This is a genomic window from Streptomyces sp. NPDC023573 (genome assembly GCF_055559735.1).
On sequence record NZ_JBVHKB010000001.1, the window covers coordinates 21,332 to 43,446 of the forward strand.

Below are 22,115 nucleotides of genomic sequence, written 5' to 3' on the forward strand. Positions count from 1 at the left end.
GGTGATCAGTGACCCATGCCCAATCCGCCGTCAACGGGAATGACGGCTCCAGTGATGTACGACGCGTCGTCGGACGCGAGGAAGCGCACCGCGGCGGCGATCTCGGCGGGCTGCGCGTAACGCCCGAGCGGCACCTGCGACACGATGCCCTTGCGCTGCTCGTCCGTGAGGACCTGGGTCATGTCGGTATCGACGAACCCGGGTGCGACGACGTTGAACGTGATGTTCCGCGAGCCGAGCTCACGGGCCAGCGACCGGGCGAAGCCGACCAGGCCCGCCTTGGACGCCGCGTAGTTGGCCTGTCCGGCCGAGCCGAGGAGGCCGACGACGGAGGAGATGAGGACGACGCGGCCCTTCTTGGCGCGCAGCATCGCGCGGTTGGCCCGCTTGACGACGCGGAAGGTGCCGGTGAGGTTGGTGTCGACCACGGACGTGAAGTCGTCCTCGGTCATCCGCATCAGCAACTGGTCCTTGGTGATACCGGCGTTGGCGACCAGCACCTCCACGGGACCGTGCTTCTCCTCGATCTCCTTGTAGGCCTGCTCCACCTGCTCGGTGTCGGTGATGTCGCACCGGACCGCGAGGACGCCCGCCTCGGTGAGCGCCTGCGGCGGCTCTCCGGAACGGTAGGTGACGGCCACCTTGTCGCCGTTGTCGGCGAAGGCGCGGGCGATGGCGAGGCCGATGCCCCGGTTTCCTCCGGTGACGAGAACCGAGCGGCTCAACGGATCACCCTTTCCTTGGCGGTCTGGTACATCGAAAACCTATCGGTACCACCCCTCATCCAAGGAATCGGCCTCTGACAGCGCCGCCGGGCCGCGACTGTTGGATCCCTACAGAACGGTCCGGCCGGGACACGGCAACGTAAAACCGGAGCACGGGGGCGCCGTGACACCCCATGATTCACTGCGGAGACGTTTTCAGAGGTGGAGAAGGGGAGGCCCGCGTGGCCCACGAGGTAGATCAGTCGTTCCTGGCCCTGCCACTGCGTGCCCTCGCCGACGCGGCCCTCGCCCGCGCCCGCGCGCTCGGCGCCGTACACGCGGATTTCCGGTTCGAGCGGGTGCGCGGCGCCTCCTGGCGGCTGCGGGACGCCCGGCCGGCCGGGACGTCGGACACCACCGACACCGGGTATGCGGTCCGGGTGGTGCACGGCGGGGCATGGGGGTTCGCGTCCGGGGTGGACCTGACGATGGACGCGGCGGCGAAGGTGGCCTCGCAGGCGGTCGCCATGGCCAAGCTGTCCGCGAAGGTGCTCGCGGCGGCCGGTTCCGACGAGCGTGTGGAGCTGGCTGACGAGCCGGTGCACGGCGAGCGGACCTGGGTGTCGGCGTACGACGTCGACCCGTTCTCCGTACCGGACGAGGAGAAGGCCGGGCTGCTCTCGGAGTGGAGTGCCCGGCTGCTGGCGGCCGACGGGGTCGCGCATGTGGACGCCTCGCTGATGACTGTCCACGAGAACAAGTTCTACGCGGACACGGCCGGCACCGTCACCACGCAGCAGCGGGTGCGGGTGCATCCGCAGCTGACCGCCGTGGCCGTGGACGGTACGACCGGCGAGTTCGACTCGATGCGGACGATCGCTCCTCCGGTGGGCCGGGGCTGGGAGTACCTCACGGGCACCGGGTGGGACTGGGACGCGGAGCTGGAGCGCATCCCGGGGCTGCTGGCCGAGAAGATGCGGGCGCCGAGCGTCGAGGCGGGGACGTACGACCTGGTGGTCGACCCGTCCAATCTCTGGCTGACCATCCACGAGTCGATCGGCCACGCGACCGAACTGGACCGGGCGCTGGGCTACGAGGCGGCGTACGCGGGCACCTCGTTCGCGACCTTCGACCAGCTGGGGAAGCTGACGTACGGCTCCCCCGTGATGAACGTGACCGGTGACCGCACCGCCGAGCACGGGCTCGCGACGGTCGGCTACGACGACGAGGGCGTCGAGGCCCAGTCCTGGGACCTGGTCAGGGACGGGACGCTGGTCGGTTACCAGACCGACCGGCGGATCGCGAAGCTGACGGGCCTGGGCCGGTCCAACGGGTGCGCGTACGCCGACTCCCCGGAGCACGTCCCGGTGCAGCGCATGGCGAACGTGTCGCTGCGGCCGGATCCGGGCGGGCTCTCCACGGAGGACCTGATCGGCGGGGTGGAGCGCGGGATCTACGTGGTCGGCGACCGGTCGTGGTCCATCGACATGCAGAGGTACAACTTTCAATTCACCGGGCAGCGGTTCTTCAGGATCGAGAACGGCAGACTGGCGGGCCAGCTTCGGGACGTGGCCTACCAGGCGACGACGACGGACTTCTGGGGCTCGATGGAGAAGGTCGGCGGCCCGCAGACCTACGTCCTGGGCGGCGCGTTCAACTGCGGCAAGGCCCAGCCCGGTCAGGTCGCGGCCGTCTCGCACGGCTGCCCCTCCGCCCTCTTCCGAGGCGTGAACATCCTCAACACGACGCAGGAGGCCGGGCGATGAGCCGCGTCAGCAAGCCGTACGAGATCGTCGAGCGCGCACTGGAGCTGTCCACCGCCGACGGCTGCGTGGTCGTCGCGGACGAGAGCTCCTCCGCCAATCTGCGCTGGGCCGGCAACGCACTCACCACGAACGGGGTGACGCGGGGGCGGACCCTGACCGTGATCGCGACCGTGGACGGCGCGGAGGGGACGGCGTCGGGCGTGGTGTCCCGTTCGGCCGTCACGGCGGACGACCTGGAACCGCTGGTGCGGGCCGCCGAGGCCGCCGCGCGTGGTGCCGGTCCGGCCGAGGACGCGCAGCGACTGGTGTCCGGGGTGCCGGTGTCCGCCGACTTCACGGAGCCGCCGGCCGAGACCGGCTCCGACGTCTTCGCCGACTTCGCCCCGGCGCTCGGCGACGCCTTCGCAAGGGCCCGCTCGGGCGGCCGTGAGCTGTACGGCTTCGCCCACCACCAGCTGAGCTCGACGTATCTCGGTACGTCGACGGGACTGCGGCTGCGCCACGACCAGCCGAACGGGACGCTGGAGCTGAACGCCAAGTCCCCGGACCGGACCCGTTCCGCCTGGGCGGGCCGGGCCACCCGGGACTTCAAGGACGTCGACCCGGCGGCCATGGACGCGGAGCTGGCGCGGCGCCTCGGCTGGGCGGAGCGCCGGATCGAGCTGCCGGCCGGGCGTTACGAGACGCTGCTGCCGCCGACCGCGGTGGCCGACCTGCTGATCTACCAGTACTGGTCGGCGGGCGCGCGGGACGCAGCGGAGGGCCGGACGGTCTTCTCCCGGCCCGGAGGCGGCACGAGGATCGGCGAGACCCTTTCCGAGCTGCCGCTGACCCTGCGCAGCGATCCGCACGCGCCGGGGCTGGAGTCGGCCCCCTTCGTGATCGCGCACGCGTCGGGGGACGGGGCTTCGGTCTTCGACAACGGTCTGCCGCTGGCGCCGACCGACTGGATCAAGGACGGCAGGCTGGAGCGGCTGACCACGACCCGTCATTCCGCGGGGCTGACGGGCCTGCCGGTGGCTCCCTCGATGGACAACCTCGTCCTGGACGGTGGCGGCGAGCGGTCCCTGGAGGAGATGGTGGCAGCGACGACCGGCCGGGCCCTGCTGCTGACCTGCCTCTGGTACATCCGGGAGGTGGACCCCGCCACCCTGCTGCTGACCGGCCTGACCAGGGACGGGGTCTATCTGGTGGAGGACGGCGAGGTCCTCGGCGAGGTCAACAACTTCCGGTTCAACGAGTCGCCGGTCGGGCTGCTGTCCCGGGCGTCGGAGGCGGGCCGCACGGAGAAGACGCTGCCGCGCGAGTGGGGCGACTACTTCACCCGGGCCGCGATGCCCGCGCTGCGCGTCCCCGACTTCCACATGAGCTCGGTCAGCCGGGGTGTATGACCCCCATAGACTGACCCGGCAAACCATCGAACCCCGCAAGGAGAAAACGACCGTGACGGACATCGTCGACGAGCTGAAGTGGCGCGGGCTGTTCGCCCAGTCCACCGACGAGGACGCACTGCGCAAGGCTCTCGCGGACGGCCCGGTCACCTTCTATTGCGGCTTCGACCCGACCGCGGCGAGTCTGCACGTGGGCCATCTGGTGCAGGTGCTCACCATGCGGCGGCTGCAGCTCGCCGGGCTGAAGCCGCTCGCCCTGGTCGGCGGGGCGACCGGCCAGATCGGTGACCCGCGGCCGACCGCGGAGCGCACGCTGAACGACCCGGAGACCATTGCCGCGTGGGTCCAGCGGCTGCGCGGGCAGATCGAGCCCTTCCTCACCTTCGAGGGTCCGAACGCCGCCACGATGGTGAACAACCTGGACTGGACCGCGGGCCTGTCCGCGATCGAGTTCCTCCGGGACATCGGCAAGCACTTCCGGGTCAACAAGATGCTCACCAAGGACTCGGTGGCCCGCCGCCTGGAGTCGCAGGAGGGCATCAGCTACACGGAGTTCAGCTACCAGCTCCTCCAGGGCATGGACTACCTGGAGCTGTACCGGCGCTACGGCTGCACCCTCCAGCAGGGCGGCAGCGACCAGTGGGGCAACCTCACGGCGGGGATCGACCTGATCCACCGCCTGGAGCCGGGTGCCGCCGTGCACGCACTGGCGACGCCGCTGATGGTGAAGGCCGACGGCACCAAGTTCGGCAAGTCCGAGAGCGGAGCCGTCTGGCTCGACCCGGAGATGACGACGCCGTACGCCTTCTACCAGTTCTGGCTGAATGTGGACGACCGGGACATCTCGACGTACATGCGCATCCTCAGCTTCAAGAGCCGTGAGGAGCTCGACGAGCTGGAGGAGCTCACCGAGGAGCGTCCGCAGGCACGGTCGGCGCAGCGGTCGCTCGCCGAGGAGCTGACGACGCTGGTGCACGGCGGCGAGCAGTGCGCGGCGGTCATCGCGGCGTCGAAGGCGCTGTTCGGCCAGGGTGAGCTCGGCGAGCTGGACGAGGCGACGCTGAGTGCCGCCCTGTCCGAGGTGCCGCACGCCCGGGTCACCGAGCTGGGCCCGGTGGTGGACCTCCTGGTCGAGGTGGGGCTCTCCGCCAGCAAGTCGGCTGCCCGCCGCACGGTCAAGGAGGGCGGGGCCTACGTGAACAACGCGAAGGTCACCGACGGCGAGAGCGCTCCGGCCCACGAGGAGCTGCTGCACGGTCGCTGGCTGGTCCTGCGCCGGGGCAAGAAGAACCTGGCCGCCGTGGAGGTGGCCGCCGGCTGAGTCCGGCGAGCACGGCACCGCGGCCGGTCACGCTTCACGCGTGGCCGGCCGCGGTGCTCTGTCGTGCGGGCGTCAGGTTCTCTGGCTCCTGCCCCGTTTACCCCGGATCGACTGCCAGAGCATGTCGCCGACACCGACGACGACCACGGCACCGATCAGCTGCAGCACGTGGCGGATCCAGTCGATGCCCTTGGTGTCGTTGACACCGATCCAGGTGGCGACGGCGTTGCCGAGGATGCTGCCGAGGATGCCGAACACCACCGTCAGCCAGAGGGGGATGTCCTGCTTCCCGGGCAGGATCGCCCGGGCGATGACACCCAGCACCAGCCCTACGATGATTGCCCACAACCAGCTCATATCGCCTCCTCGTGCGGCGCGGTGTGCGCACGTTCGCCCAGTCTCGGTCGGCCGGACGTACGCCGCATGCCGGACAGGGCCGTACGTGGGACCTCGGTCCGGAGCCGGGTGTACGGGGCTCGCCCCGGTCTCGTAGGAGGCGGACGCCGGGCGTACCGTAGGAGCGCACCGTCCGGGGAAGTCCGGCACAGAGATCTGGTGGTGGAATCACGATGCGGAAGCAGAGCGGTACGGAGGTCTTCCGGATCACCGGCGCCCGCCAGGGGCTTGCCGACGATGTGCGGGGCAGGCAGCGGCGCTACATCATCTCGATGTCCGTGCGCACCGTCTCCGTGGTGCTGGCCGCGACCCTGTGGAACGTCGAGAGGCATGTGGCCGTGGTGGCGCTCGCTCTGGGCGTCCTGCTTCCCTATGTCGCGGTGGTCATCGCCAACGCGGGTCGTGAGAACGCCCCTTCGCTCCCCACGACGTTCGTGCCCGCGCCGATGCGGCCGGTTCTCGGCGCGGCTCCCGCAGCCGGCGCCGCCGAGCCCGCTCCGGAGCCGGTAACGGATCCCGGGCCGGCCGGTGGCGGTGGCGGTCCGCGGCCCGCGGGCTGAGCGCAAGCGCTTGCAAAGCTCAAGAAAAGCTCAGTTCAATCATGCCGTTCCGGTGCACCGGACGCTGACCCCCGTGGCATACTTCGGATGCGCTCCGCATCCCCCGTCGGAGCGACGGACCGACGCCGGGCAGCTCCCCCCGTGGCTGCCCGGCGTCGCCATTCTCCGGCGGGGATGTGTCGCACCGGCCTCCCGCGGGAGCGCTTAGGGTTGAGGCCGTGAACCTCCCCGTGACTTCCGCCGAGAGCGCCTCCGGCGCACCGGTCTGCTCCGCCAAGGGCTGCCGCGCCGACGCCGTATGGGTGCTCGCCTGGAACAACCCCAAGCTGCACACCCCGGAGCGCCGCAAGACCTGGCTGGCCTGCGACGAGCACCGGGAGCACCTCTCGTCGTTCCTCGGTGTGCGCGGCTTCCTCAAAGATGTCGTGACGCTCGCGGAGTGGGAGTCCTCAGAGGCCGGGTGACCTCGGACCGGGCGTAGCACGTCCGGTCCGAGGTCACCCGGCAGCCTGTCAGCCGCCGATCGCCGACATGGGCCGGTCGGGCTGCAGGAAGGTCGGGTCGTCGAGGCCGGAGCCCGCCTTCTTGCCCCACATCGCGAGCTTCCAGATCCTGGCGATCTCCTCGTCCGGCGCGTCGGAGCGCAGTGCGCCGCGCAGGTCGGTCTCCTCGCGGGCGAAGAGGCAGGTGCGGACCTGTCCGTCGGCGGTGAGCCGGGTGCGGTCGCAGGCTCCGCAGAAGGGCCTGGTCACGGAGGCGATGACGCCGACGCGGTGCGGGCCGCCGTCCACGGTCCAGCGCTCGGCGGGGGCCGATCCGCGCTCCTCGTCGCCCTCGGCGGTGAGGGTGAAGCGCGTGCGCAGCGAGGTGAGGATGTCGCCCGCCGTGATCATGCCGTCGCGCTTCCAGCCGTGCTGGGCGTCGAGCGGCATCTGCTCGATGAAGCGGAGCTCGTAGGCGTTGTCCACGGCCCAGGCGAGGAGGTCGGGGGCCTCGTCCTCGTTGAGCCCGGGCATGAGGACGGAGTTGACCTTGACGGGGGTGAGTCCCGCCTCGCGTGCGGCCTCGAGCCCTTCCAGCACGTCCTGGTGCCGGTCGCGGCGGGTGAGCGTCTTGAAGACGTCCGGGCGCAGGGTGTCCAGGGAGACGTTGACCCGGTCGAGGCCCGCCGCCTTGAGGGCCGCCGCGGTGCGCTTGAGCCCGATGCCGTTGGTGGTGAGCGACATCCGGGGCCGGGGCCCCAGGTCGGCGCACTGCTCGACGATGGAGACCAGCCCGGGCCGCAGCAGGGGCTCGCCGCCGGTGAAGCGGACTTCCGTGATGCCGAGCTCGGTGACGGCGATCCGGATGAGCCGGACGATCTCGTCGTCGCTGAGCAGCTCGGTCTTGGAAAGCCACTGCAGGCCTTCTTCGGGCATGCAGTACGTACAGCGGAGATTGCACTTGTCGGTCAGTGAGACACGCAGGTCGGTGGCGACCCGCCCGTAGGTGTCGATGAGCACTGTGGGCCCCCTCCCCCGGGTGATGTCCGCGGATGCGGTCTGACACCACCGAGACTACGCGAGGCCTGTGACATCGCGAGGGCTCGGTTGACACGAGGTGCGGCGGGGCCCCGTCGTAGGTCTGTACGACGGGGCCCCGTTGCAGGTCTCCGGGCCGGGGCCCCGCCGGGGCGTGGCCGGTGCGGCAGGGGCGGTCAGTGGGCTCCGGTGCCGGTGAGGGACTTGACCTCGAGTTCGGCGTACTTGCCCGTGTCCGGCTCCTCCTTGGAGAGGACCGAGCCGGCCCAGCCGAGGAGGAAGCCCAGCGGGATGGAGATGAGGCCGGGGTTCTCCAGGGGGAACCAGGCGAAGTCCACGTCCGGGAACATCGAGCTGGCCTTGCCCGAGACGACCGGGGAGAACAGCACCAGCAGGACGGAGGAGGCGAGGCCGCCGTAGATGGACCAGAGGGCGCCCTGGGTGGTGAAGCGCTTCCAGAAGAGGCTGTAGAGGATGGTCGGCAGGTTGGCCGACGCGGCGACGGCGAAGGCCAGGGCGACGAGCCCCGCGACGTTCAGGTCGCGTGCCATCGCACCGAGGCCGATGGAGACGACGCCGATCGCGACGGTGGCCCACCGGGCCGCGCGCATCTCCTCCTTCTCGGTGGCCTTCCCCCTGCGGATGACGTTGGCGTAGATGTCGTGGGCGAAGGAGGACGAGGAGGCGAGGGTGAGCCCCGCGACGACGGCGAGGATCGTCGCGAAGGCGACGGCGGAGATGACGGCGAGCATGACGGCGCCGCCGGTGGTGCCGAGTCCGCCGAGGTACTCGGCGAGCTGGGGTGCCGCCGCGTTGCCCGCCGGGTTCTTCGCCTTGATCTCCTCGGGTCCGATGAGTGCCGCGGCGCCGAAGCCGAGGGCGATCGTCATCAGGTAGAAGGCGCCGATGATGCCGATGGCCCAGTTCACGGACTTACGGGCGGCCTTGGCTGTCGGGACGGTGTAGAAGCGGATCAGGATGTGCGGGAGACCGGCGGTGCCGAGGACGAGCGCGATGCCGAGCGAGATGAAGTCCAGCTTGGACACGTCGGTGACGCCGTACTTGAGGCCGGGCTCCAGGAACGCAGAGCCGTGGCCGCTCTTCTCCGCGGCGGTGCCGAGGAGGTCGGAGACGTTGAAGTCGAACTTCCACAGCACCATCAGGGTCATCAGCAGGGCGCCCGCGATGAGCAGCACGGCCTTGACCATCTGCACCCAGGTGGTGCCCTTCATGCCGCCGATGGTGACGTAGAGGATCATGAGCACGCCGACCAGCGCCACGATGAGGATCTTGCCCGCGTCGCTGGTGATGCCGAGCAGCAGGGCGACGAGGACGCCGGCCCCCGCCATCTGGGCCAGCAGGTAGAAGATCGACACGACGATGGTGGACACGCCCGCGGCGGTGCGCACCGGCCGTTGCCGCATCCGGTAGGCGAGGACGTCGCCCATGGTGTAGCGGCCCGAGTTGCGCAGTGGTTCGGCGACGAGCAGCAGGGCGACGAGCCAGGCGACGAGGAAGCCGATGGAGTAGAGGAAGCCGTCGTAGCCGAAGAGCGCGATGGCACCGGCGATACCGAGGAAGGACGCCGCCGACATGTAGTCGCCGGAGACGGCGAGGCCGTTCTGGAAGGCGGTGAACTGCCGCCCGCCCGCGTAGAAGTCCGACGCGCTCTTGGTCTGCCGGCCGGCCCAGACGGTGATGCCGAGGGTCGCCGCGACGAAGACCGCGAAGAGGGTGATGATCAGCGGCCGGTGCTCGCTCGTCGACGACGTCTCCGCGGCGAGCTGGATCACGGCGTGCGAGGTGTGGGCGGCGCTCATGCGTCGGCCTCCAGACGGGACTTGATGGCCGCCGCCTGCGGGTCGAGCTTGTTCGTGGCGTGGCGCGAGTAGAACCAGGCGATGAGGAACGTGGTGGCGAACTGGGCGAGGCCGAACACGAAGGCGACGTTGAAGTTCGCGAAGACGATCTTGCTCATGAAGTCGTCGGCGTAGCTGGACAGCAGCACGTACAGCAGATACCAGGCGATGAAGCCGACGGTCAGCGGAAAGGCGAAGGAGCGGTGGGAACGGCGCAGTTCGGCGAACTCCGGGCTGTTCTGCTCCTTGAGGAACGCCTCGGTCGTGGGCTGGAGGGGACCGCCCTCAGGGGTCTGGGGCGGCGGTGCTTCGGTGGCCACGGATTCTCCTCGCGACGCGGGTGCGGTGGTGGGAACGGTGGATTTCACGGGGAGTCCTCTGCGTTTTCGGCCGGCGGGGGGCTGCTCGCACGACTCCCTGTGCAACGGCACGGAGAGCGCGGCGAAGCGGTTCACCGCAGGTTCGGTCTTCTCGGGCCGGCTCCCCAGGACGCGACTCCCAGAGGTCACACCTCGAACTCACTTGCCCGTATTCATTGATACGCCGGGAAGATCAGAGATAACTTCACTGGTCATGTACCGGACGGACACACCGGTGTCCGGCCCACGGCACGGATGATGTGGAGAACCCATGGCTCATCTGGCATCCAGACGGACTCGCGTACTCACGCTGCCCGTCGGACTCGCGCTCACGGCCTCGCTCGGCTTCCTCCCGACGGGGACCGCGGCCGCGGCACCCGCGGACGAGCCTGCGGCGACGGTTCGGACGGACGGCCCCGAGCTGTCGTACGTCGTGAACACGCGGGCGGGTCACGGCACGGTCAAGCAGGTGCGGAAGGCGATATCCGCGGCCGGCGGCACCGTCGTGACGTCGTACGACAAGATAGGCGTCATCGTCGTCCACTCGCAGAACCCGGACTTCGGCGCGACGATACGCAAGGCCAGGGGCGTCCAGTCGGCGGGCGCCACCCGCACCAGCCCCATCGCTCCGGCGGCGACGAAGGACATCGGGGTCGAGCAGCCCCTCACCGCCGCGGCGGCGCGGGCGGCGTCGGCGGACGCGGTGGCGGGCCAGGACCCGCTGGAGCCGCTGCAGTGGGACCTGCCGGCCATCAAGGCGGACCAGGCGCACAAGAAGTCGCTCGGCAGCAGCAAGGTCACGGTCGGCGTCATCGACACCGGAGTGGACGACACGCACCCGGACCTGGCCCCGAACTTCGACCGCGCGGCGTCGGTGAACTGTGTGTCCGGCGCCCCCGACACCACGGACGGCGCCTGGCGGCCCGCGGCCGGTGAGAGCGACCACGGCACGCACGTCGCGGGCACCATAGCCGCGGCGAAGAACGGCACCGGGGTCACCGGTGTCGCGCCCGGCGTGAAGGTCTCCGGTATCAAGGTGTCCACACCGGCCGGGTTCTTCTACACGGAGGCCGTCGTCTGCGGCTTCGTCTGGGCCGCCGAGCACGGCGTCGACGTGACGAACAGCAGCTACTACACCGACCCGTGGCTCTTCAACTGCAAGAACGACCCCGACCAGGGCGCCCTGGTGGAGGCGGTCACCCGCGCCACCCGCTACGCCGAGGGCAAGGGTGTCGTGAACGTCGCCGCGGCGGGCAACTCCGACCACGACCTGGCCCTCGACGCCATCGAGGACACGACGAGCCCCAACGACACGACGACGGTCACCCGCACGGTCGACCCGAGCGCCTGCCCCGACATCCCGACCATGCTGCCGGGTGTCGTGACGGTCTCCGCGACCGGCGCGAAGAACCTCAAGTCCTCCTACTCCAACTACGGTCTCGGGGTCATCGACGTGGCCGCCCCCGGCGGTGACTCGACGCGCTACCAGGCGCCCGAGGCGCCGGCGGACAACGGTCTGATCCTGTCCACGCTGCCCGGCGGCGGATTCGGCTACAAGGCCGGTACGTCGATGGCGTCCCCGCACGTGGCGGGTGTCGCGGCCCTCATCAAGTCGACCCACCCGCGCGCCTCGGCGGGCGCGGTGAAGGCGCTGCTGACGCTCCAGGCCGACGCCACCGCGTGCGGAGCGCCGTACGACATCGACGGTGACGGCACCGTCGACGCGGTCTGCGAGGGCGGCAAGCAGTACAACGGCTTCTACGGAGCCGGTGTCGTGGACGCGCTGGACGCCGTCCGCCGGTAAAGCAGGAAAGCAAGCAGGAGGGGCCGGGGACAGCTGTCCCCGGCCCCTACCGCGTGCGGCTACGGAGTGATGAGGACCTTGAGCGCCGTGCGCTCGTCCATCGCCTTGTAGCCGCCCGGGACCCCGTCGAGACCGACCGACAGGTCGAAGACCGGCGACGGGTCGATCGTGCCGTCCAGCACGTCGGGGAGCAGCTCCGGGATGTACGTACGCACGGGGGCGACACCGCCCCGCAGCGCGATGTTGCGGTCGAACATGTCGCCGAGGTCGACGCCGGTGCCGCTGCCGTGCGGGACCCCGACGTAGCCGATGGAGCCGCCGTCGCGGACGACGCCGATGGCCGTGCGCATCGACTGCTCGGTGCCCACCGCCTCGATCACCCCGTGGGTGCCCTCTCCCCGCGTCAGTTCCCGTACGGCCGCGAGCGCGGCCTCGCCGCGCTCGGCGACGACGTCCGTGGCTCCGAAGGCACGGGCGATGTCCGTACGGGCCTGATGGCGGCCCAGCGCGATGATCCGTTCGGCGCCGAGCCGCTTGGCCGCCATGACGCCGCACAGGCCGACGGCGCCGTCGCCGACGACCGCGACGGTGCTGCCCGGCTTCACGCCCGCGCCGAGCGCGGCGTGGTGGCCGGTGCCCAGGACGTCGGAGAGTGCCAGGAGCGCGGTGAGCAGGCGGTCGTCGGAGGCTGCCGCGGCCGGGAGCCTGACCAGGGTGCCGTCGGCGAACGGGACGCGGACGGCCTCGCCCTGACCGCCGTCGGAGCCGACCGAGCCCCAGAAGCCGCCCTGGGGGCAGGAGGTGGTGAGTCCTTCGGCGCAGTACGTGCAGGTGCCGTCGGACCAGACGAAGGGCGCCACGACGAGGTCGCCGACGGCGAAGCCCTTGACCCCGGAGCCCGCCTCCTCGACGAAACCGAGGAATTCGTGGCCGATGCGCTGCCCCGGCTGCCGGGCCGACTCGCCGCGGTAGGCCCACAGGTCGCTGCCGCAGACGCAGGCCCGCAGAACCCTCAGGACCACGTCGGTGGGCTGCTGGACCGTGGCGTCGGGCACCTCCTCCACACGGATGTCGCGGGGGGCGTGGATCACGGTGGCGCGCATGGGTGAGGGTCCTCGCTCGTCTCAGATTCTGATACTCCCCTCACGGTACGCCCCGGGGGCGGCGCCGGTGGAATCCGCCGTTCCGCCGAGCGCCCCCCTGGTGAGCAGGTACTGCGCGGCCAGATAGGTCAGCATGATCCAGAAGTCGTGGGCGGGGAGCTGCGGCCGGCCGGCGATGCCGGTGGCGATGAGCGCGTCGGAGAGCAGGAAGAGGGCGCCGCCGAGAGCGGCGTGCCGGCCGAGAGCGCCGGCCCGCCAGGCCATGGCCGCGAGGAGCAGGCTGTATCCGGTCAGCGGGATCCGGAGCTCGCCCGGCAGCCCGGTCCAGAGGTAGGCGAGGAAGGCCACGAGGACGGCGGCGTACGCGAGTCCCGCGGCCGGCCGGATCGGGGCGCGGCCGAAGAGCAGGAGATAGCAGACGTGGCCCGCGGCGAAGCAGACCATCCCGGCGAGGAAGGCGGCCTCCGAGTCGGGCATCAGCAGTACGTCCCCGGCCCAGCCGCACAGCAGGGCGGCGACGAGCAGCCGGGGACCGCCGCGCGCCGCCGCGCAGGCGGCGAGCAGGGGCATCAGCAGCGGCTTGGCGACGAGGTGCGCGGTCTGCGCCCCGGCCAGGAGTCCGGCCAGGTCGACGGCGGCCACGGCGAGGAAGGCGACGAGCAGCGGACGCACGAGTCGGGGCGCGCCCGCGCGGGGCGTCATCCGGTGCGCTCGGTGGCGGGGAGCGGCTTCACGGTCGCGGCGGCGTCCGAGGGGAGCGACGGCTGCCAGCCCGGCCCGCGGAAGATCCGTCCGGCCCGCTCGCCCCAGGTGGTGGCCGCCCGTACGTCCCGGGCGATGGCGGCGTACTCATGTGTGGCGACGCGGAGCGGGTTGTGGGTGGCGATGTTCTTGGTGAGCCCGAAGACGGGCCTCTCGGTCTCGGCGGTGAAGGAGCCGAAGAGCCGGTCCCAGACGATCAGGATCCCGCCGAAGTTCCGGTCCAGGTATCCGCCCTGGGAGGCGTGGTGGACCCGGTGGTGCGAGGGGGTGTTGAGGACGAACTCGAAGGGCCGGGGCAGCTTGTCGATCCGTTCGGTGTGCACCCAGAACTGGTAGACGAGGTTCGCCGACGAGCAGAAGGCGAGCGCGGCCGGGTGGACCCCGCAGGCGATGAGCGGGACGTAGAACGGCCAGACGGTCAGCGAGGTCCAGGGCTGGCGCAGCGCGGTCGTGAGGTTGAACTTCCGGCTGGAGTGGTGGACGACGTGGCAGGCCCAGAGGATCCGGATGACGTGGTGGCCCCGGTGGGACCAGTAGTAGAAGAAGTCCTGGGCGAGCAGCATCAGAAGGACCGTCCACCACAGGACGGGGACGCGCAGCGGGGTCAGCTCGTAGACGGCCGCGTAGATCGCGACGATGGGTATCTTCCACAGCAGGTCGAAGACCAGGCTGCCGAGTCCCATGGTGACGCTGGTGGCGGCGTCCTTGGCGTCGTACCCCGCGGCGTCCTCGTCCGGGTGGAGCCGGTGGAGCGCCATTTCGAGGACGGTGAGCAGGACGAAGGCCGGGATCGACCACAGCACGACATCGGGCAGGTTCGGCTCCATGCGAGCACCGTAGAGCCCCACGAGGTACCGGGCATAGACGTTGTTACCGACAAGTATGTGAGACGTGGCGTCATCAGTATTTGGCGGGTTCCGCCAACTCCCGCGTCGCAGCATTTCCGGCACGCACGCCGTCGAGGGAGCGGAACGCACGTGAGCGGTACGGAGGTTGCACTGATCCGGCCGTCCGCCGCCTCACACCCCCGCCGCCCCGAGCAGCGCCCCCGCCGCGTACGTCACCCCCATGGCCACCGCTCCCCCGGCCATGTTCCGCAGCACCGCGCGCCGTACCGGTGCCTCGCCCAGGCGGGCGCTCCACCAGCCGGTGAGGGCCAGCGCCGCGAGCACCGACACGACGGTGACCGGCAGCCGCACGGAGGCGGGAGGCAGCACGATCGCAAGGAGCGGCAGCAGCGCGCCCACGGTGAACGCCAGGAAGCTCGCCCCCGCCGCGTGCCACGGGTTGGTGAGCTCGTCCGGGTCGATGCCCAGCTCGACCTCGGCGTGGGCGCGCAGCGCGTCGCGCTGCGTGAGCTGGACGGCGGCCTCCCGGGCGAGAGTGTTGCTCAGCCCCTTCTCCTCCAGCAGTCCGGTCAGTTCGTCGAGCTCGGCCTCCGGGGTCTCCTCCAGCTCCCGCTTCTCGGTGGCCAGCGCGGCCCTCTCCGAGTCGCGCTGGGTGGACACCGAGACGTATTCGCCCGCCGCCATCGACATGGACCCAGCGAGCAGCCCGGCCAGGCCGGCCGTCAGCAGGGTGGAGCGGGCGTCGGTGGCCCCGGCCACGCCGACGACGAGGCCGGCGGTGGAGACCACCCCGTCGTTGGCCCCGAGGACCGCGGCCCGGAGCCAGTTGAGCCGGGTGCCGAGTCCGTTTCGGTGGGGTTCGTCATGTGTCTGCGCCTGCGGGTCCGTCACCCCGGGAGCGTCTCACCGCGCCCTCCCCGCGCGCATCCCCGACCCGCGTCTGCGGGCGTGCGGTCAACTGCTCGGCGGCGGCTCCGCGTTCGCTCCGGGGGCTGCCCGGATAGGCCGCTGTCGGTCCCGGCCCGTATTCTCTGTGACCATGCTCGACGACCGTCAGACCGCAGCGCCGTGGCCGGCCGCGTATCCCCAGGGGTACGCGGTCGTCGACGTGGAGACCACCGGACTCGCCCGCGACGACCGGATAGTGTCCGCTGCCGTGTACCGACTGGACGCGAGAGGCGAGGTCGAGGACCACTGGTACACCCTGGTGAATCCCGAGCGGGACCCCGGCCCCGTCTGGATCCACGGGCTGACCAGCGATGTCCTGGAGGGCGCCCCGCTCTTCCCCGAGGTCGCCGCCCAGCTGTCCGAGCGGCTCGCCGGCCGGGTGCTCGTCGCCCACAACGCCGCGTTCGACTGGTCGATGATCGCCCGGGAGTACGCGCGTGCGGCGGTCACCGCGCCCGTCGAGCAGCGGCTGTGCACCATCGCGCTCGCCAAGGAGCTCCGGCTCCCCCTGCCCAACCACAAGCTGGAGTCGCTGGCCGCGCACTTCGGCGTGGTGCAGGAGCGCGCGCACCACGCGCTGGACGACGCGCGGGTGCTGGCCGAGGCGTTCCGGCCGAGTCTGCTCGCGGCGGCGAGGGACGGGGTGCGGCTGCCGCTGCTGGAGTGCCGCCCGCTGACCGAGTGGTACGACTCCCCGGTCACCCCGCGCGCCGGCTACCGCCCCTCGGGAGGCCAGGGCAGCTGGCGCCCCTCGCGCAAGCGGCCCGCGTGCCCGTATCCCAACCCCGGGCGCTACGAGTCGGACAAACCTCTCATGCAGGGCATGCGGGTGGCGTTCTCCGGTGACACGTCGGTCGACCGGGAGCTTCTGGAGGACCGCGCGGTGGAGGCGGGTCTGCACGTGGCGACCAGCGTGTCGCGGCTGACGAGCCTGCTCGTCACCAACGACCCGGACTCGGCGACGTCGAAGACGGTGAAGGCGAAGTCGTTCGGCACCCCCGTCCTGGAGGAGAGCGCCTTCACCCATCTGCTGAGGGACGTGGCACCGGCCAGGACGGTCGCCGTGCCGAAGCCGTCACCGTCATCGGAGTGAACCGGGGGCGACTCGCCCCGCGTCGGCTCGCCCGCCGCGGCCCGGCGTCCCACCCTGTGGCGCATGGCACGTTGTGAGGTTTGCGGAAACGACTACGGGATGTCCTTCGAGGTGCACGCGCAGGGCGCGGTACATGTCTTCGACTGCTTCTCCTGCGCCATTCACCGGATGGCGCCCATCTGTGAGCACTGCCGGGTCCAGGTCATCGGCCAGGGCGTCGAGGCAGACGGTCACTGGTACTGCGGTGGCCACTGCGCCCGCGCCGAGGGAAGGGCGGGCATCGTGGACAAAGTATGACGGGCCGGTCCGTCCGCACGGGGGACCCTCCGTGCCGCACCCCATGACCCCGGTTGTACGGTCATGGGGTGTACCGCTTCCTGTTGACCCGGCAGTGGGTGATTCTCACCCTCCTCGTCCTCGCCATGATTCCCACGATGGTGGAGCTGGGCTTCTGGCAGCTGCACCGGCATGAGCACCGGGTCGAGCAGAACGCGCTGATCACCCGGAACCTCGAGGCGGACCCGGTCCCCGTCGCCCGTCTCACCTCTCCCGGGCACACGGTCCCGCGCTCCGACTACTGGCGCGCCGTCAAGGCCACCGGGACGTTCGACACCGAGCACGAGGTGGTCGTACGCCGTCGCACCTCGCAGGACGAGCGCATCGGCGTACTGGTCCTGACCCCGCTGACCCTCAAGGGCGGCGGCACCGTCCTGGTCAACCGCGGCTGGGTCCCGGCCGCGGCCGACCAGCAGTCCTTCCCCGAGGTTCCCGCCCCGCCGCGTGGCGAGGTCACCGTCACGGGCAGGCTCAAGGCGGACGAGACGACGAGCGCGAGTGGCATCAAGGACCTCCGGGGCCTGCCGGACCGCCAGGTGATGCTGATCAACAGCTCCCAGCAGTCGCAGCTGCTCGGCCGTCCCGTGCTGGGCGGTTACGTCGAGCTGACCGCCCCCGAGCCCGCCGACGGCAGCCCGGAGACCATCGCCGCCCCCGACGACAGCTCCATCGGCCCGCACATGGCGTACGCAGTCCAGTGGTGGCTGTTCGCCGCCGGTGTCCCGGCGGGCTGGGTCGTCCTCGTACGCCGTGAGAAGCGCGACCGCGAGGAGGCCGCCGAGGACAAGGACGGCGACACCGCGGCGCAGCCGGAACCGGCGACCGCGTAGGGCCTGGGCCGCACCGTCCGTTCGTACCGCTTTCGCTGCTTAGCGGGGCTCAGGTTCGGGAAGACGCCAGAGCGTGACCCCACGCATCGAGGACTACGCCGTCATCGGCGATCTCCAGACCGCCGCCCTGGTCGGCAGGAACGGTTCTGTCGACTGGCTCTGTCTGCCCCGCTTCGACTCGGGGGCCTGCTTCGCGGCCCTGCTGGGCGACGAGGACAACGGACACTGGCGCATCGCCCCCCAGGGCACCGACAGCACCGACGCCTGCACCCGGCGCGCCTACGTGGGCGACTCCCTGGTCCTGGAGACCTTCTGGGAGACCAGGACCGGGACCGTCAAGGTCATCGACTTCATGCCGCAGCGCGACAAGGCGCCCGACGTCATGCGGATCGTCGAGGGCGTCAGCGGCAGCGTCGACATGAGCTCCGTCCTGCGGCTGCGGTTCGACTTCGGCTCCGTGGTCCCGTGGATGCGCCGCTCGCACGGCCACCGGGTGGCCGTCGCGGGCCCCGACTCCGTCTGGCTGCGCAGCGAGCCGCCGGTGAAGACATGGGGCCAGCAGTTCAGCACCTGCTCGTCCTTCACGGTCGCCGAGGGCGAGACCGTGGCGTTCGTCCTGACCTGGCACCCCTCGCACTCCCCCCGCCCCAGGCTGATCGACCCGCACAAGGCGCTGAAGCACACCCTCACCGACTGGGCGAAGTGGGCGGCACGGTGCACCTACCACGGCAGGTACCGGGAGGCGGTACTCCGTTCCCTGATCACCCTGAAGGCACTCACGTACGCCCCCACCGGCGGGATCGTGGCGGCCCTCACGACCTCGCTCCCCGAGGAGATCGGCGGCGTTCGGAACTGGGACTACCGCTACTGCTGGCTGCGGGACTCCACGCTCACCCTGGCGGCGATGGTCTCGGCCGGATATGTGGAGGAGGCGGCCGCGTGGCGGGACTGGCTGCTGCGTGCCGTGGCCGGCGACCCCGCGGATCTCCAGATCATGTACGGGCTCGCCGGTGAGCGCAGACTCCCCGAGACGGAGCTGCCGTGGCTGCGGGGGTACGAGAACTCCCTGCCGGTCCGCATCGGCAACGCCGCCGTGCGACAGCAGCAGCTCGACGTGTACGGCGAGGTCATCGACTCGCTCAGACTGGCCCGCGACGCCGGGCTCGACGACAAGCCGCACGCCTGGAACCTGCAGCTCAGTCTGCTCGGCTTCCTGGAGTCCACCTGGCGTGAGCCGGACGAGGGGCTGTGGGAGGTGCGGGGGCAGCGCCGCCACTTCGTGCACTCGAAGGTGATGGCCTGGGTCGCGGCCGACCGCGCGGTGCGCACCCTGGAGGAGAACCCCGGCCTGCCGGGCGACGCCGACCGGTGGCGGGCGATGCGGGACGCCGTGCACGCGGAGGTCTGCGACAAGGGCTACGACCCCGTGCGCAACACCTTCACCCAGTACTACGGCTCCCAGGAGCTGGACGCCTCGACGCTGCTGATCGTGCGCACCGGCTTCCTGCCGCCGGACGACCCCCGGGTGACAGGGACCGTCGACGCGGTGAGCCGTGAGCTCGCCCACGACGGCCTGATTCGCCGTTACAGCACCGAGGGCGTGTCGGTGGACGGGCTCCCCGGGGGCGAGGGGGCGTTCCTCGCCTGCTCGTTCTGGCTGGTCGACGCCCTGACCCGGACGGGCCGCAGGGACGAGGCGGAGGTCCTCTTCGAACGGCTCCTGGAGCTGCGCAACGACGTGGGACTGCTGGCCGAGGAGTACGACCCGGTGGCCCGGCGCCAGCTCGGCAACTATCCGCAGGCGTTCAGCCACATCGGCCTGGTGAACAGTGCGGTCGACCTCGCCGGTGCGGTCGACCCGGCCTGCGGGGACTTGGCAGGATAGGGCCATGGATCTTGGACTGAAGGACCGTGTGTACATCGTCACCGGCGCGACCCGTGGGCTGGGCAACGCCACCGCGCGCGCCCTCGCCGCCGACGGCGCGAAGGTGATCATCTCCGGGCGCGACGAGAAGACCGCCGCCGAGGCCGCCGCGGAGCTGGGCCCCGACGCCGTCGGGCTCGCCGCGGACAACGCCGACCCGCTGGCGGCCAGGCGGCTGGTGGACGCGGCGAAGGACCGCTTCGGCCGGCTGGACGGCATTCTCGTCAGCGTAGGCGGCCCGGCGCCCGGCTTCGTCGCCGACAACACGGACGACCAGTGGCAGTCGGCTTTCGAGTCGGTCTTCCTCGGCGCCGTACGTCTGGCCCGTACGGCGGCCGAGGCGCTCGGCGAGGGCGGCGTCATCGGCTTCGTCCTGTCCGGATCCGTGCACGAGCCGATCCCCGGCCTGACCATCTCCAACGGGCTGCGCCCGGGGCTCGCCGGCTTCGCCAAGTCCCTCGCCGACGAGCTGGGCCCGCGCGGCATCCGGGTGGTCGGGGTGCTGCCGGCCCGGATCGACACGGACCGGGTGCGCGAGCTGGACGCCCTGTCCGGCGACGCGGAAGCGTCCCGTGCGGCGAACGAGGCGCGCATCCCGCTGCGCCGCTACGGCACCCCGGAGGAGTTCGGGAAGACCTCGGCCTTCCTGCTCTCCCCGGCCGCCTCCTATCTGACCGGCGTCATGGTGCCGGTCGACGGCGGCGCCCGGCACGGTTTCTGACGGCTCCCCTGGGCAGCCGCCCCGCGGGTGCGACCGTCAGGTCACCCGCTCCGCGCGGTGCTTGACCGCCTTCAGCCGGACCTCGGCGGGCAGCTCGTCCAGCCCGGCCGAGGTCCGCGCGTGGGTCAGCGCCCCCTCGGAGAGACCGCGCAGCACGAGCCCCGGGGACGCGTGCGGCTCCATCAGCAGCCGGACCCGTGCGCGGGGCGCGGTGCGCCGGCCGGTCAGCGTGACCCTGGCGTCGGACACCCCGTCCAAGGCCCCGGCCTCGTCGCCGAGCGCGCTCTCCAGGGCCTTGCCGCGCAGCAGCGCTCCCTCGCCGTCGCCGCTGTCGACCAGCACCTCGGCGAGGCGCCCGCGGCGCAGCTGGGCCAGGAGCCACCACAGCGCGAGGACGACCAGGACGGCGAGAACCGCGATGACGGTGGGCCACCACCAGCCCTCGTCCCGCCACCTGGTCCGGTCGGCCTTGCTGAGCAGCACGTCGTCGGTGCCGCCGAAGGGCCACCAGGAGGGCGCGGACCATCCGAGTCCCGTGGCGAGGACGGCGCCCCCGACGACGACGAGGATCAGCCCTGCCAGGGCGAGCAGGACCCGGTTGACGGTTTTGATCACGGGTTCACCCCTTCTTCGCCGGCCGGCGCACGCGCACCGAGAGGCCGGGCGGCCGTGCCAGGCCCAGTTCGCTGATGGCGTTCGTCAGGACGGTGTCCAGGTCGGCCCTGACTTCGTCGAGTTCACGGAAGTGCGAGAGGGCGCGCACCTTCGCCTTGCGGCGGCTCGTCTTCACCCGGACGGACTGCACACCGGGCACCTCCACGGCCCGGTCGCGCAGGACGAAGGCGGCGGCGGTCCGGTCGAGCCCGGCCCGTACACCGGTGTGCCGGCGGCTCATGGGGAGCAGGGCGCGCAGCCCCGGGGTGAGGGCCAGGAGGAGCAGCCAGAGGCCGAGCGCGGCCGCCAGCGCCGAACCGGCGAGGACCCACACGTCGTCCAGGTGACGGCTCGACAGGTCGTCGGCGGCCGAACGCCGCCACTGCATGGCCGGGTGGCCGGCCCGCACCGCCGCGACGTCGTAGAGCAGAAGGCCGGCGCCGCCGAGCACGATCAGCGCGAGCAGGGCCGCGGGGATCCTGCGCCCCGACCAGAAACGGCCCGCCCGGCCGGCGGTCCGCTCCGGCGCGGGTGCGGCTTCGTAGGTGGAGCCCGACGCGGACCGGTCCATCTCCAGCACGCCGCCGGGTGGCGACGACTCGACGACGGGCAGGCGACGCGTGCTGTTCTCCGGGTCCTGGGGCTCGGTCATCGGATGCTCCCCTCCGGCGCGGTGCCCTCTCCTGACCGATGCAGCCGTTCGACCTGCACCGCCACTTCGGGCACCTCCATTCCCGCAAGGGCTCTTACCCTTTCGGCCACACGACGACGCACCGCGCCGCACTGCCGGCCGATGTCGCAGGGGTAGGCCAGGTCGAGGCTGACCCGCACCCGGGCGGTGTCACGGTGCACGGTGACCGTGGCGCGCGGTGCGTCGGCGTCCTTGGGCCGGTCGTCGACGGCCTCCTTCGCCGCCTGCGCGGCGATCTTCGCGACGACCCGGTCGGCGATCCGGGTCTGCCCTCGCGCGGCGGCGTCGACCCGGTCTGTCATCCCCGTCACCGTCGCCGGTCGCCGCGCTCGCGACTCCGGAAGAAGTCGCCGGGTTCGAGGTCGCCGTCCAGGAAGCGGCCGGCGATGAAGCCGACAGCGCCCAGCGCGGCCACCAGCAGAAAGGCTCCGAATCCACCGAAGTATCCGGCGAAGCCGAGCGCCATGCCGGCCACCAGGCCGACCACAGCCATGCTCATCGTGTGCTCCTCAACTGCCGCGCGGG

Annotated in this window: 24 protein-coding genes; 11 read left to right on the top strand and 13 right to left on the bottom strand. The window is 71.3% G+C overall.

The features are described from left to right. Positions 1–5: 5 nt before the first annotated feature. A complete protein-coding gene (fabG, locus tag ACZ32T_RS00120; protein WP_099175996.1) occupies positions 6–725 on the bottom strand; it encodes a 3-oxoacyl-[acyl-carrier-protein] reductase in 720 nt (239 codons plus the stop codon). A 221-nt stretch (positions 726–946) separates the two neighbouring features. Between fabG and ACZ32T_RS00125 the strand changes: the two genes are divergently transcribed. The 3 genes from ACZ32T_RS00125 to tyrS are packed head-to-tail and all read left to right on the top strand — an operon-like array spanning position 947 to position 5,182. Next, entirely contained in the window at positions 947–2,470 is a 1,524-nt protein-coding gene (locus ACZ32T_RS00125) for a TldD/PmbA family protein (protein ID WP_467364602.1), read from the top strand. Further along, the gene (locus ACZ32T_RS00130; protein WP_467364604.1) at positions 2,467–3,861 is read left to right on the top strand and encodes a metallopeptidase TldD-related protein; all 1,395 of its coding nucleotides are present in this window, start codon (positions 2,467–2,469) and stop codon (positions 3,859–3,861) included. The genes ACZ32T_RS00125 and ACZ32T_RS00130 overlap by 4 nt, the downstream gene beginning before the upstream one ends. A gap of 52 nt (positions 3,862–3,913) precedes the next feature. After that, positions 3,914–5,182: a tyrosine--tRNA ligase gene (gene tyrS, locus ACZ32T_RS00135; protein ID WP_467364606.1), complete on the top strand. Its 1,269-nt coding sequence runs from the start codon at positions 3,914–3,916 to the stop codon at positions 5,180–5,182. Positions 5,183–5,254: 72 nt separating this feature from the next. On the opposite strand, the gene ACZ32T_RS00140 is transcribed toward tyrS, so the two are convergent. Then, positions 5,255–5,539 carry a GlsB/YeaQ/YmgE family stress response membrane protein gene (locus ACZ32T_RS00140; RefSeq protein WP_467267592.1) on the bottom strand — a complete coding sequence of 95 codons (285 nt, stop codon included), beginning with the start codon at positions 5,537–5,539 and terminating at the stop codon, positions 5,255–5,257. Positions 5,540–5,751: 212 nt separating this feature from the next. On the opposite strand from ACZ32T_RS00140, the gene ACZ32T_RS00145 reads away from it, so the two are divergent. Together ACZ32T_RS00145 and ACZ32T_RS00150 are read left to right on the top strand one after the other, a co-directional pair. Beyond that, complete coding sequence (locus tag ACZ32T_RS00145; protein ID WP_467267591.1) at positions 5,752–6,138, top strand: DUF3099 domain-containing protein; 387 nt, start codon at positions 5,752–5,754, stop codon at positions 6,136–6,138. A 218-nt stretch (positions 6,139–6,356) separates the two neighbouring features. Beyond that, positions 6,357–6,602 carry a hypothetical protein gene (locus ACZ32T_RS00150; RefSeq protein WP_467267589.1) on the top strand — a complete coding sequence of 82 codons (246 nt, stop codon included), beginning with the start codon at positions 6,357–6,359 and terminating at the stop codon, positions 6,600–6,602. 48 nt (positions 6,603–6,650) lie between these two features. Here ACZ32T_RS00150 and moaA read toward each other — a convergent pair whose 3' ends face one another. The 3 genes from moaA to ACZ32T_RS00165 all read right to left on the bottom strand — a co-directional run bounded on the left by moaA (position 6,651) and on the right by ACZ32T_RS00165 (position 9,837). Next, positions 6,651–7,640 (bottom strand): GTP 3',8-cyclase MoaA, encoded by a 990-nt coding sequence (moaA, locus tag ACZ32T_RS00155; RefSeq protein WP_467267587.1) that lies wholly within the window; start codon positions 7,638–7,640, stop codon positions 6,651–6,653. A gap of 194 nt (positions 7,641–7,834) precedes the next feature. After that, positions 7,835–9,478 carry a solute symporter family protein gene (locus tag ACZ32T_RS00160; RefSeq protein ID WP_467267585.1) on the bottom strand — a complete coding sequence of 548 codons (1,644 nt, stop codon included), beginning with the start codon at positions 9,476–9,478 and terminating at the stop codon, positions 7,835–7,837. Further along, positions 9,475–9,837, bottom strand: coding sequence for a DUF485 domain-containing protein (locus tag ACZ32T_RS00165; protein ID WP_467267583.1), 363 nt, complete (start codon positions 9,835–9,837; stop codon positions 9,475–9,477). Before ACZ32T_RS00165 ends, ACZ32T_RS00160 begins: the two co-directional genes overlap by 4 nt. A gap of 310 nt (positions 9,838–10,147) precedes the next feature. Between ACZ32T_RS00165 and ACZ32T_RS00170 the strand changes: the two genes are divergently transcribed. Beyond that, on the top strand, positions 10,148–11,680 hold the full coding sequence (locus ACZ32T_RS00170) for a S8 family peptidase (protein ID WP_467267582.1): 1,533 nt from the start codon (positions 10,148–10,150) through the stop codon (positions 11,678–11,680). A 59-nt stretch (positions 11,681–11,739) separates the two neighbouring features. Here ACZ32T_RS00170 and ACZ32T_RS00175 read toward each other — a convergent pair whose 3' ends face one another. The 4 genes from ACZ32T_RS00175 to ACZ32T_RS00190 all read right to left on the bottom strand — a co-directional run bounded on the left by ACZ32T_RS00175 (position 11,740) and on the right by ACZ32T_RS00190 (position 15,284). Further along, positions 11,740–12,783: a zinc-dependent alcohol dehydrogenase family protein gene (locus tag ACZ32T_RS00175; RefSeq protein ID WP_467364608.1), complete on the bottom strand. Its 1,044-nt coding sequence runs from the start codon at positions 12,781–12,783 to the stop codon at positions 11,740–11,742. Between the two features lie 21 nt (positions 12,784–12,804). Then, a complete protein-coding gene (locus ACZ32T_RS00180; RefSeq protein ID WP_467364610.1) occupies positions 12,805–13,485 on the bottom strand; it encodes a lysoplasmalogenase in 681 nt (226 codons plus the stop codon). Beyond that, positions 13,482–14,372: a sterol desaturase family protein gene (locus ACZ32T_RS00185; RefSeq protein ID WP_467267576.1), complete on the bottom strand. Its 891-nt coding sequence runs from the start codon at positions 14,370–14,372 to the stop codon at positions 13,482–13,484. Before ACZ32T_RS00185 ends, ACZ32T_RS00180 begins: the two co-directional genes overlap by 4 nt. A 192-nt stretch (positions 14,373–14,564) precedes the next feature. Then, the gene (locus ACZ32T_RS00190; RefSeq protein ID WP_467267574.1) at positions 14,565–15,284 is read right to left on the bottom strand and encodes a VIT1/CCC1 transporter family protein; all 720 of its coding nucleotides are present in this window, start codon (positions 15,282–15,284) and stop codon (positions 14,565–14,567) included. A gap of 142 nt (positions 15,285–15,426) precedes the next feature. Between ACZ32T_RS00190 and ACZ32T_RS00195 the strand changes: the two genes are divergently transcribed. The 5 genes from ACZ32T_RS00195 (at position 15,427) to ACZ32T_RS00215 (ending at position 20,245) form a co-directional block, all read left to right on the top strand. Next, entirely contained in the window at positions 15,427–16,434 is a 1,008-nt protein-coding gene (locus ACZ32T_RS00195) for a DEDDh family exonuclease (protein WP_356711886.1), read from the top strand. A 63-nt stretch (positions 16,435–16,497) separates the two neighbouring features. Then, positions 16,498–16,731 (top strand): hypothetical protein, encoded by a 234-nt coding sequence (locus ACZ32T_RS00200; protein WP_078850781.1) that lies wholly within the window; start codon positions 16,498–16,500, stop codon positions 16,729–16,731. A gap of 68 nt (positions 16,732–16,799) precedes the next feature. Then, positions 16,800–17,600: an SURF1 family cytochrome oxidase biogenesis protein gene (locus tag ACZ32T_RS00205; RefSeq protein WP_467267572.1), complete on the top strand. Its 801-nt coding sequence runs from the start codon at positions 16,800–16,802 to the stop codon at positions 17,598–17,600. Between the two features lie 73 nt (positions 17,601–17,673). Then, complete coding sequence (locus tag ACZ32T_RS00210) at positions 17,674–19,485, top strand: glycoside hydrolase family 15 protein (protein ID WP_467364612.1); 1,812 nt, start codon at positions 17,674–17,676, stop codon at positions 19,483–19,485. A gap of 4 nt (positions 19,486–19,489) precedes the next feature. After that, on the top strand, positions 19,490–20,245 hold the full coding sequence (locus ACZ32T_RS00215) for an SDR family oxidoreductase (protein ID WP_467267568.1): 756 nt from the start codon (positions 19,490–19,492) through the stop codon (positions 20,243–20,245). A gap of 36 nt (positions 20,246–20,281) precedes the next feature. Here ACZ32T_RS00215 and amaP read toward each other — a convergent pair whose 3' ends face one another. The 4 genes from amaP to ACZ32T_RS00235 are packed head-to-tail and all read right to left on the bottom strand — an operon-like array spanning position 20,282 to position 22,089. Continuing rightward, the gene (amaP, locus tag ACZ32T_RS00220) at positions 20,282–20,860 is read right to left on the bottom strand and encodes an alkaline shock response membrane anchor protein AmaP (protein WP_467267566.1); all 579 of its coding nucleotides are present in this window, start codon (positions 20,858–20,860) and stop codon (positions 20,282–20,284) included. Positions 20,861–20,864: 4 nt separating this feature from the next. Further along, the gene (locus ACZ32T_RS00225; protein WP_467267564.1) at positions 20,865–21,551 is read right to left on the bottom strand and encodes a DUF6286 domain-containing protein; all 687 of its coding nucleotides are present in this window, start codon (positions 21,549–21,551) and stop codon (positions 20,865–20,867) included. Beyond that, positions 21,548–21,901, bottom strand: a complete 354-nt coding sequence (locus ACZ32T_RS00230; RefSeq protein ID WP_467267562.1) for an Asp23/Gls24 family envelope stress response protein — start codon at positions 21,899–21,901, stop codon at positions 21,548–21,550. The genes ACZ32T_RS00225 and ACZ32T_RS00230 overlap by 4 nt, the downstream gene beginning before the upstream one ends. After that, positions 21,898–22,089, bottom strand: coding sequence for a hypothetical protein (locus ACZ32T_RS00235; protein ID WP_030920082.1), 192 nt, complete (start codon positions 22,087–22,089; stop codon positions 21,898–21,900). Before ACZ32T_RS00235 ends, ACZ32T_RS00230 begins: the two co-directional genes overlap by 4 nt. Between the last annotated feature and the right edge of the window lie 26 nt (positions 22,090–22,115).

Coding starts and splice junctions, on each gene's coding strand:
- ACZ32T_RS00130 (WP_467364604.1), top strand. CDS start 2,467: ATGAGCCGCGTCAGCAAGCCGTACGAGATCGTCGAGCGCGCACTGGAG.
- ACZ32T_RS00140 (WP_467267592.1), bottom strand. CDS start 5,539: ATGAGCTGGTTGTGGGCAATCATCGTAGGGCTGGTGCTGGGTGTCATC.
- ACZ32T_RS00145 (WP_467267591.1), top strand. CDS start 5,752: ATGCGGAAGCAGAGCGGTACGGAGGTCTTCCGGATCACCGGCGCCCGC.
- ACZ32T_RS00160 (WP_467267585.1), bottom strand. CDS start 9,478: ATGAGCGCCGCCCACACCTCGCACGCCGTGATCCAGCTCGCCGCGGAG.
- ACZ32T_RS00170 (WP_467267582.1), top strand. CDS start 10,148: ATGGCTCATCTGGCATCCAGACGGACTCGCGTACTCACGCTGCCCGTC.
- ACZ32T_RS00175 (WP_467364608.1), bottom strand. CDS start 12,783: ATGCGCGCCACCGTGATCCACGCCCCCCGCGACATCCGTGTGGAGGAG.
- ACZ32T_RS00180 (WP_467364610.1), bottom strand. CDS start 13,485: ATGACGCCCCGCGCGGGCGCGCCCCGACTCGTGCGTCCGCTGCTCGTC.
- ACZ32T_RS00185 (WP_467267576.1), bottom strand. CDS start 14,372: ATGGAGCCGAACCTGCCCGATGTCGTGCTGTGGTCGATCCCGGCCTTC.
- ACZ32T_RS00200 (WP_078850781.1), top strand. CDS start 16,498: ATGGCACGTTGTGAGGTTTGCGGAAACGACTACGGGATGTCCTTCGAG.
- ACZ32T_RS00215 (WP_467267568.1), top strand. CDS start 19,490: ATGGATCTTGGACTGAAGGACCGTGTGTACATCGTCACCGGCGCGACC.
- ACZ32T_RS00225 (WP_467267564.1), bottom strand. CDS start 21,551: ATGACCGAGCCCCAGGACCCGGAGAACAGCACGCGTCGCCTGCCCGTC.
- ACZ32T_RS00235 (WP_030920082.1), bottom strand. CDS start 22,089: ATGAGCATGGCTGTGGTCGGCCTGGTGGCCGGCATGGCGCTCGGCTTC.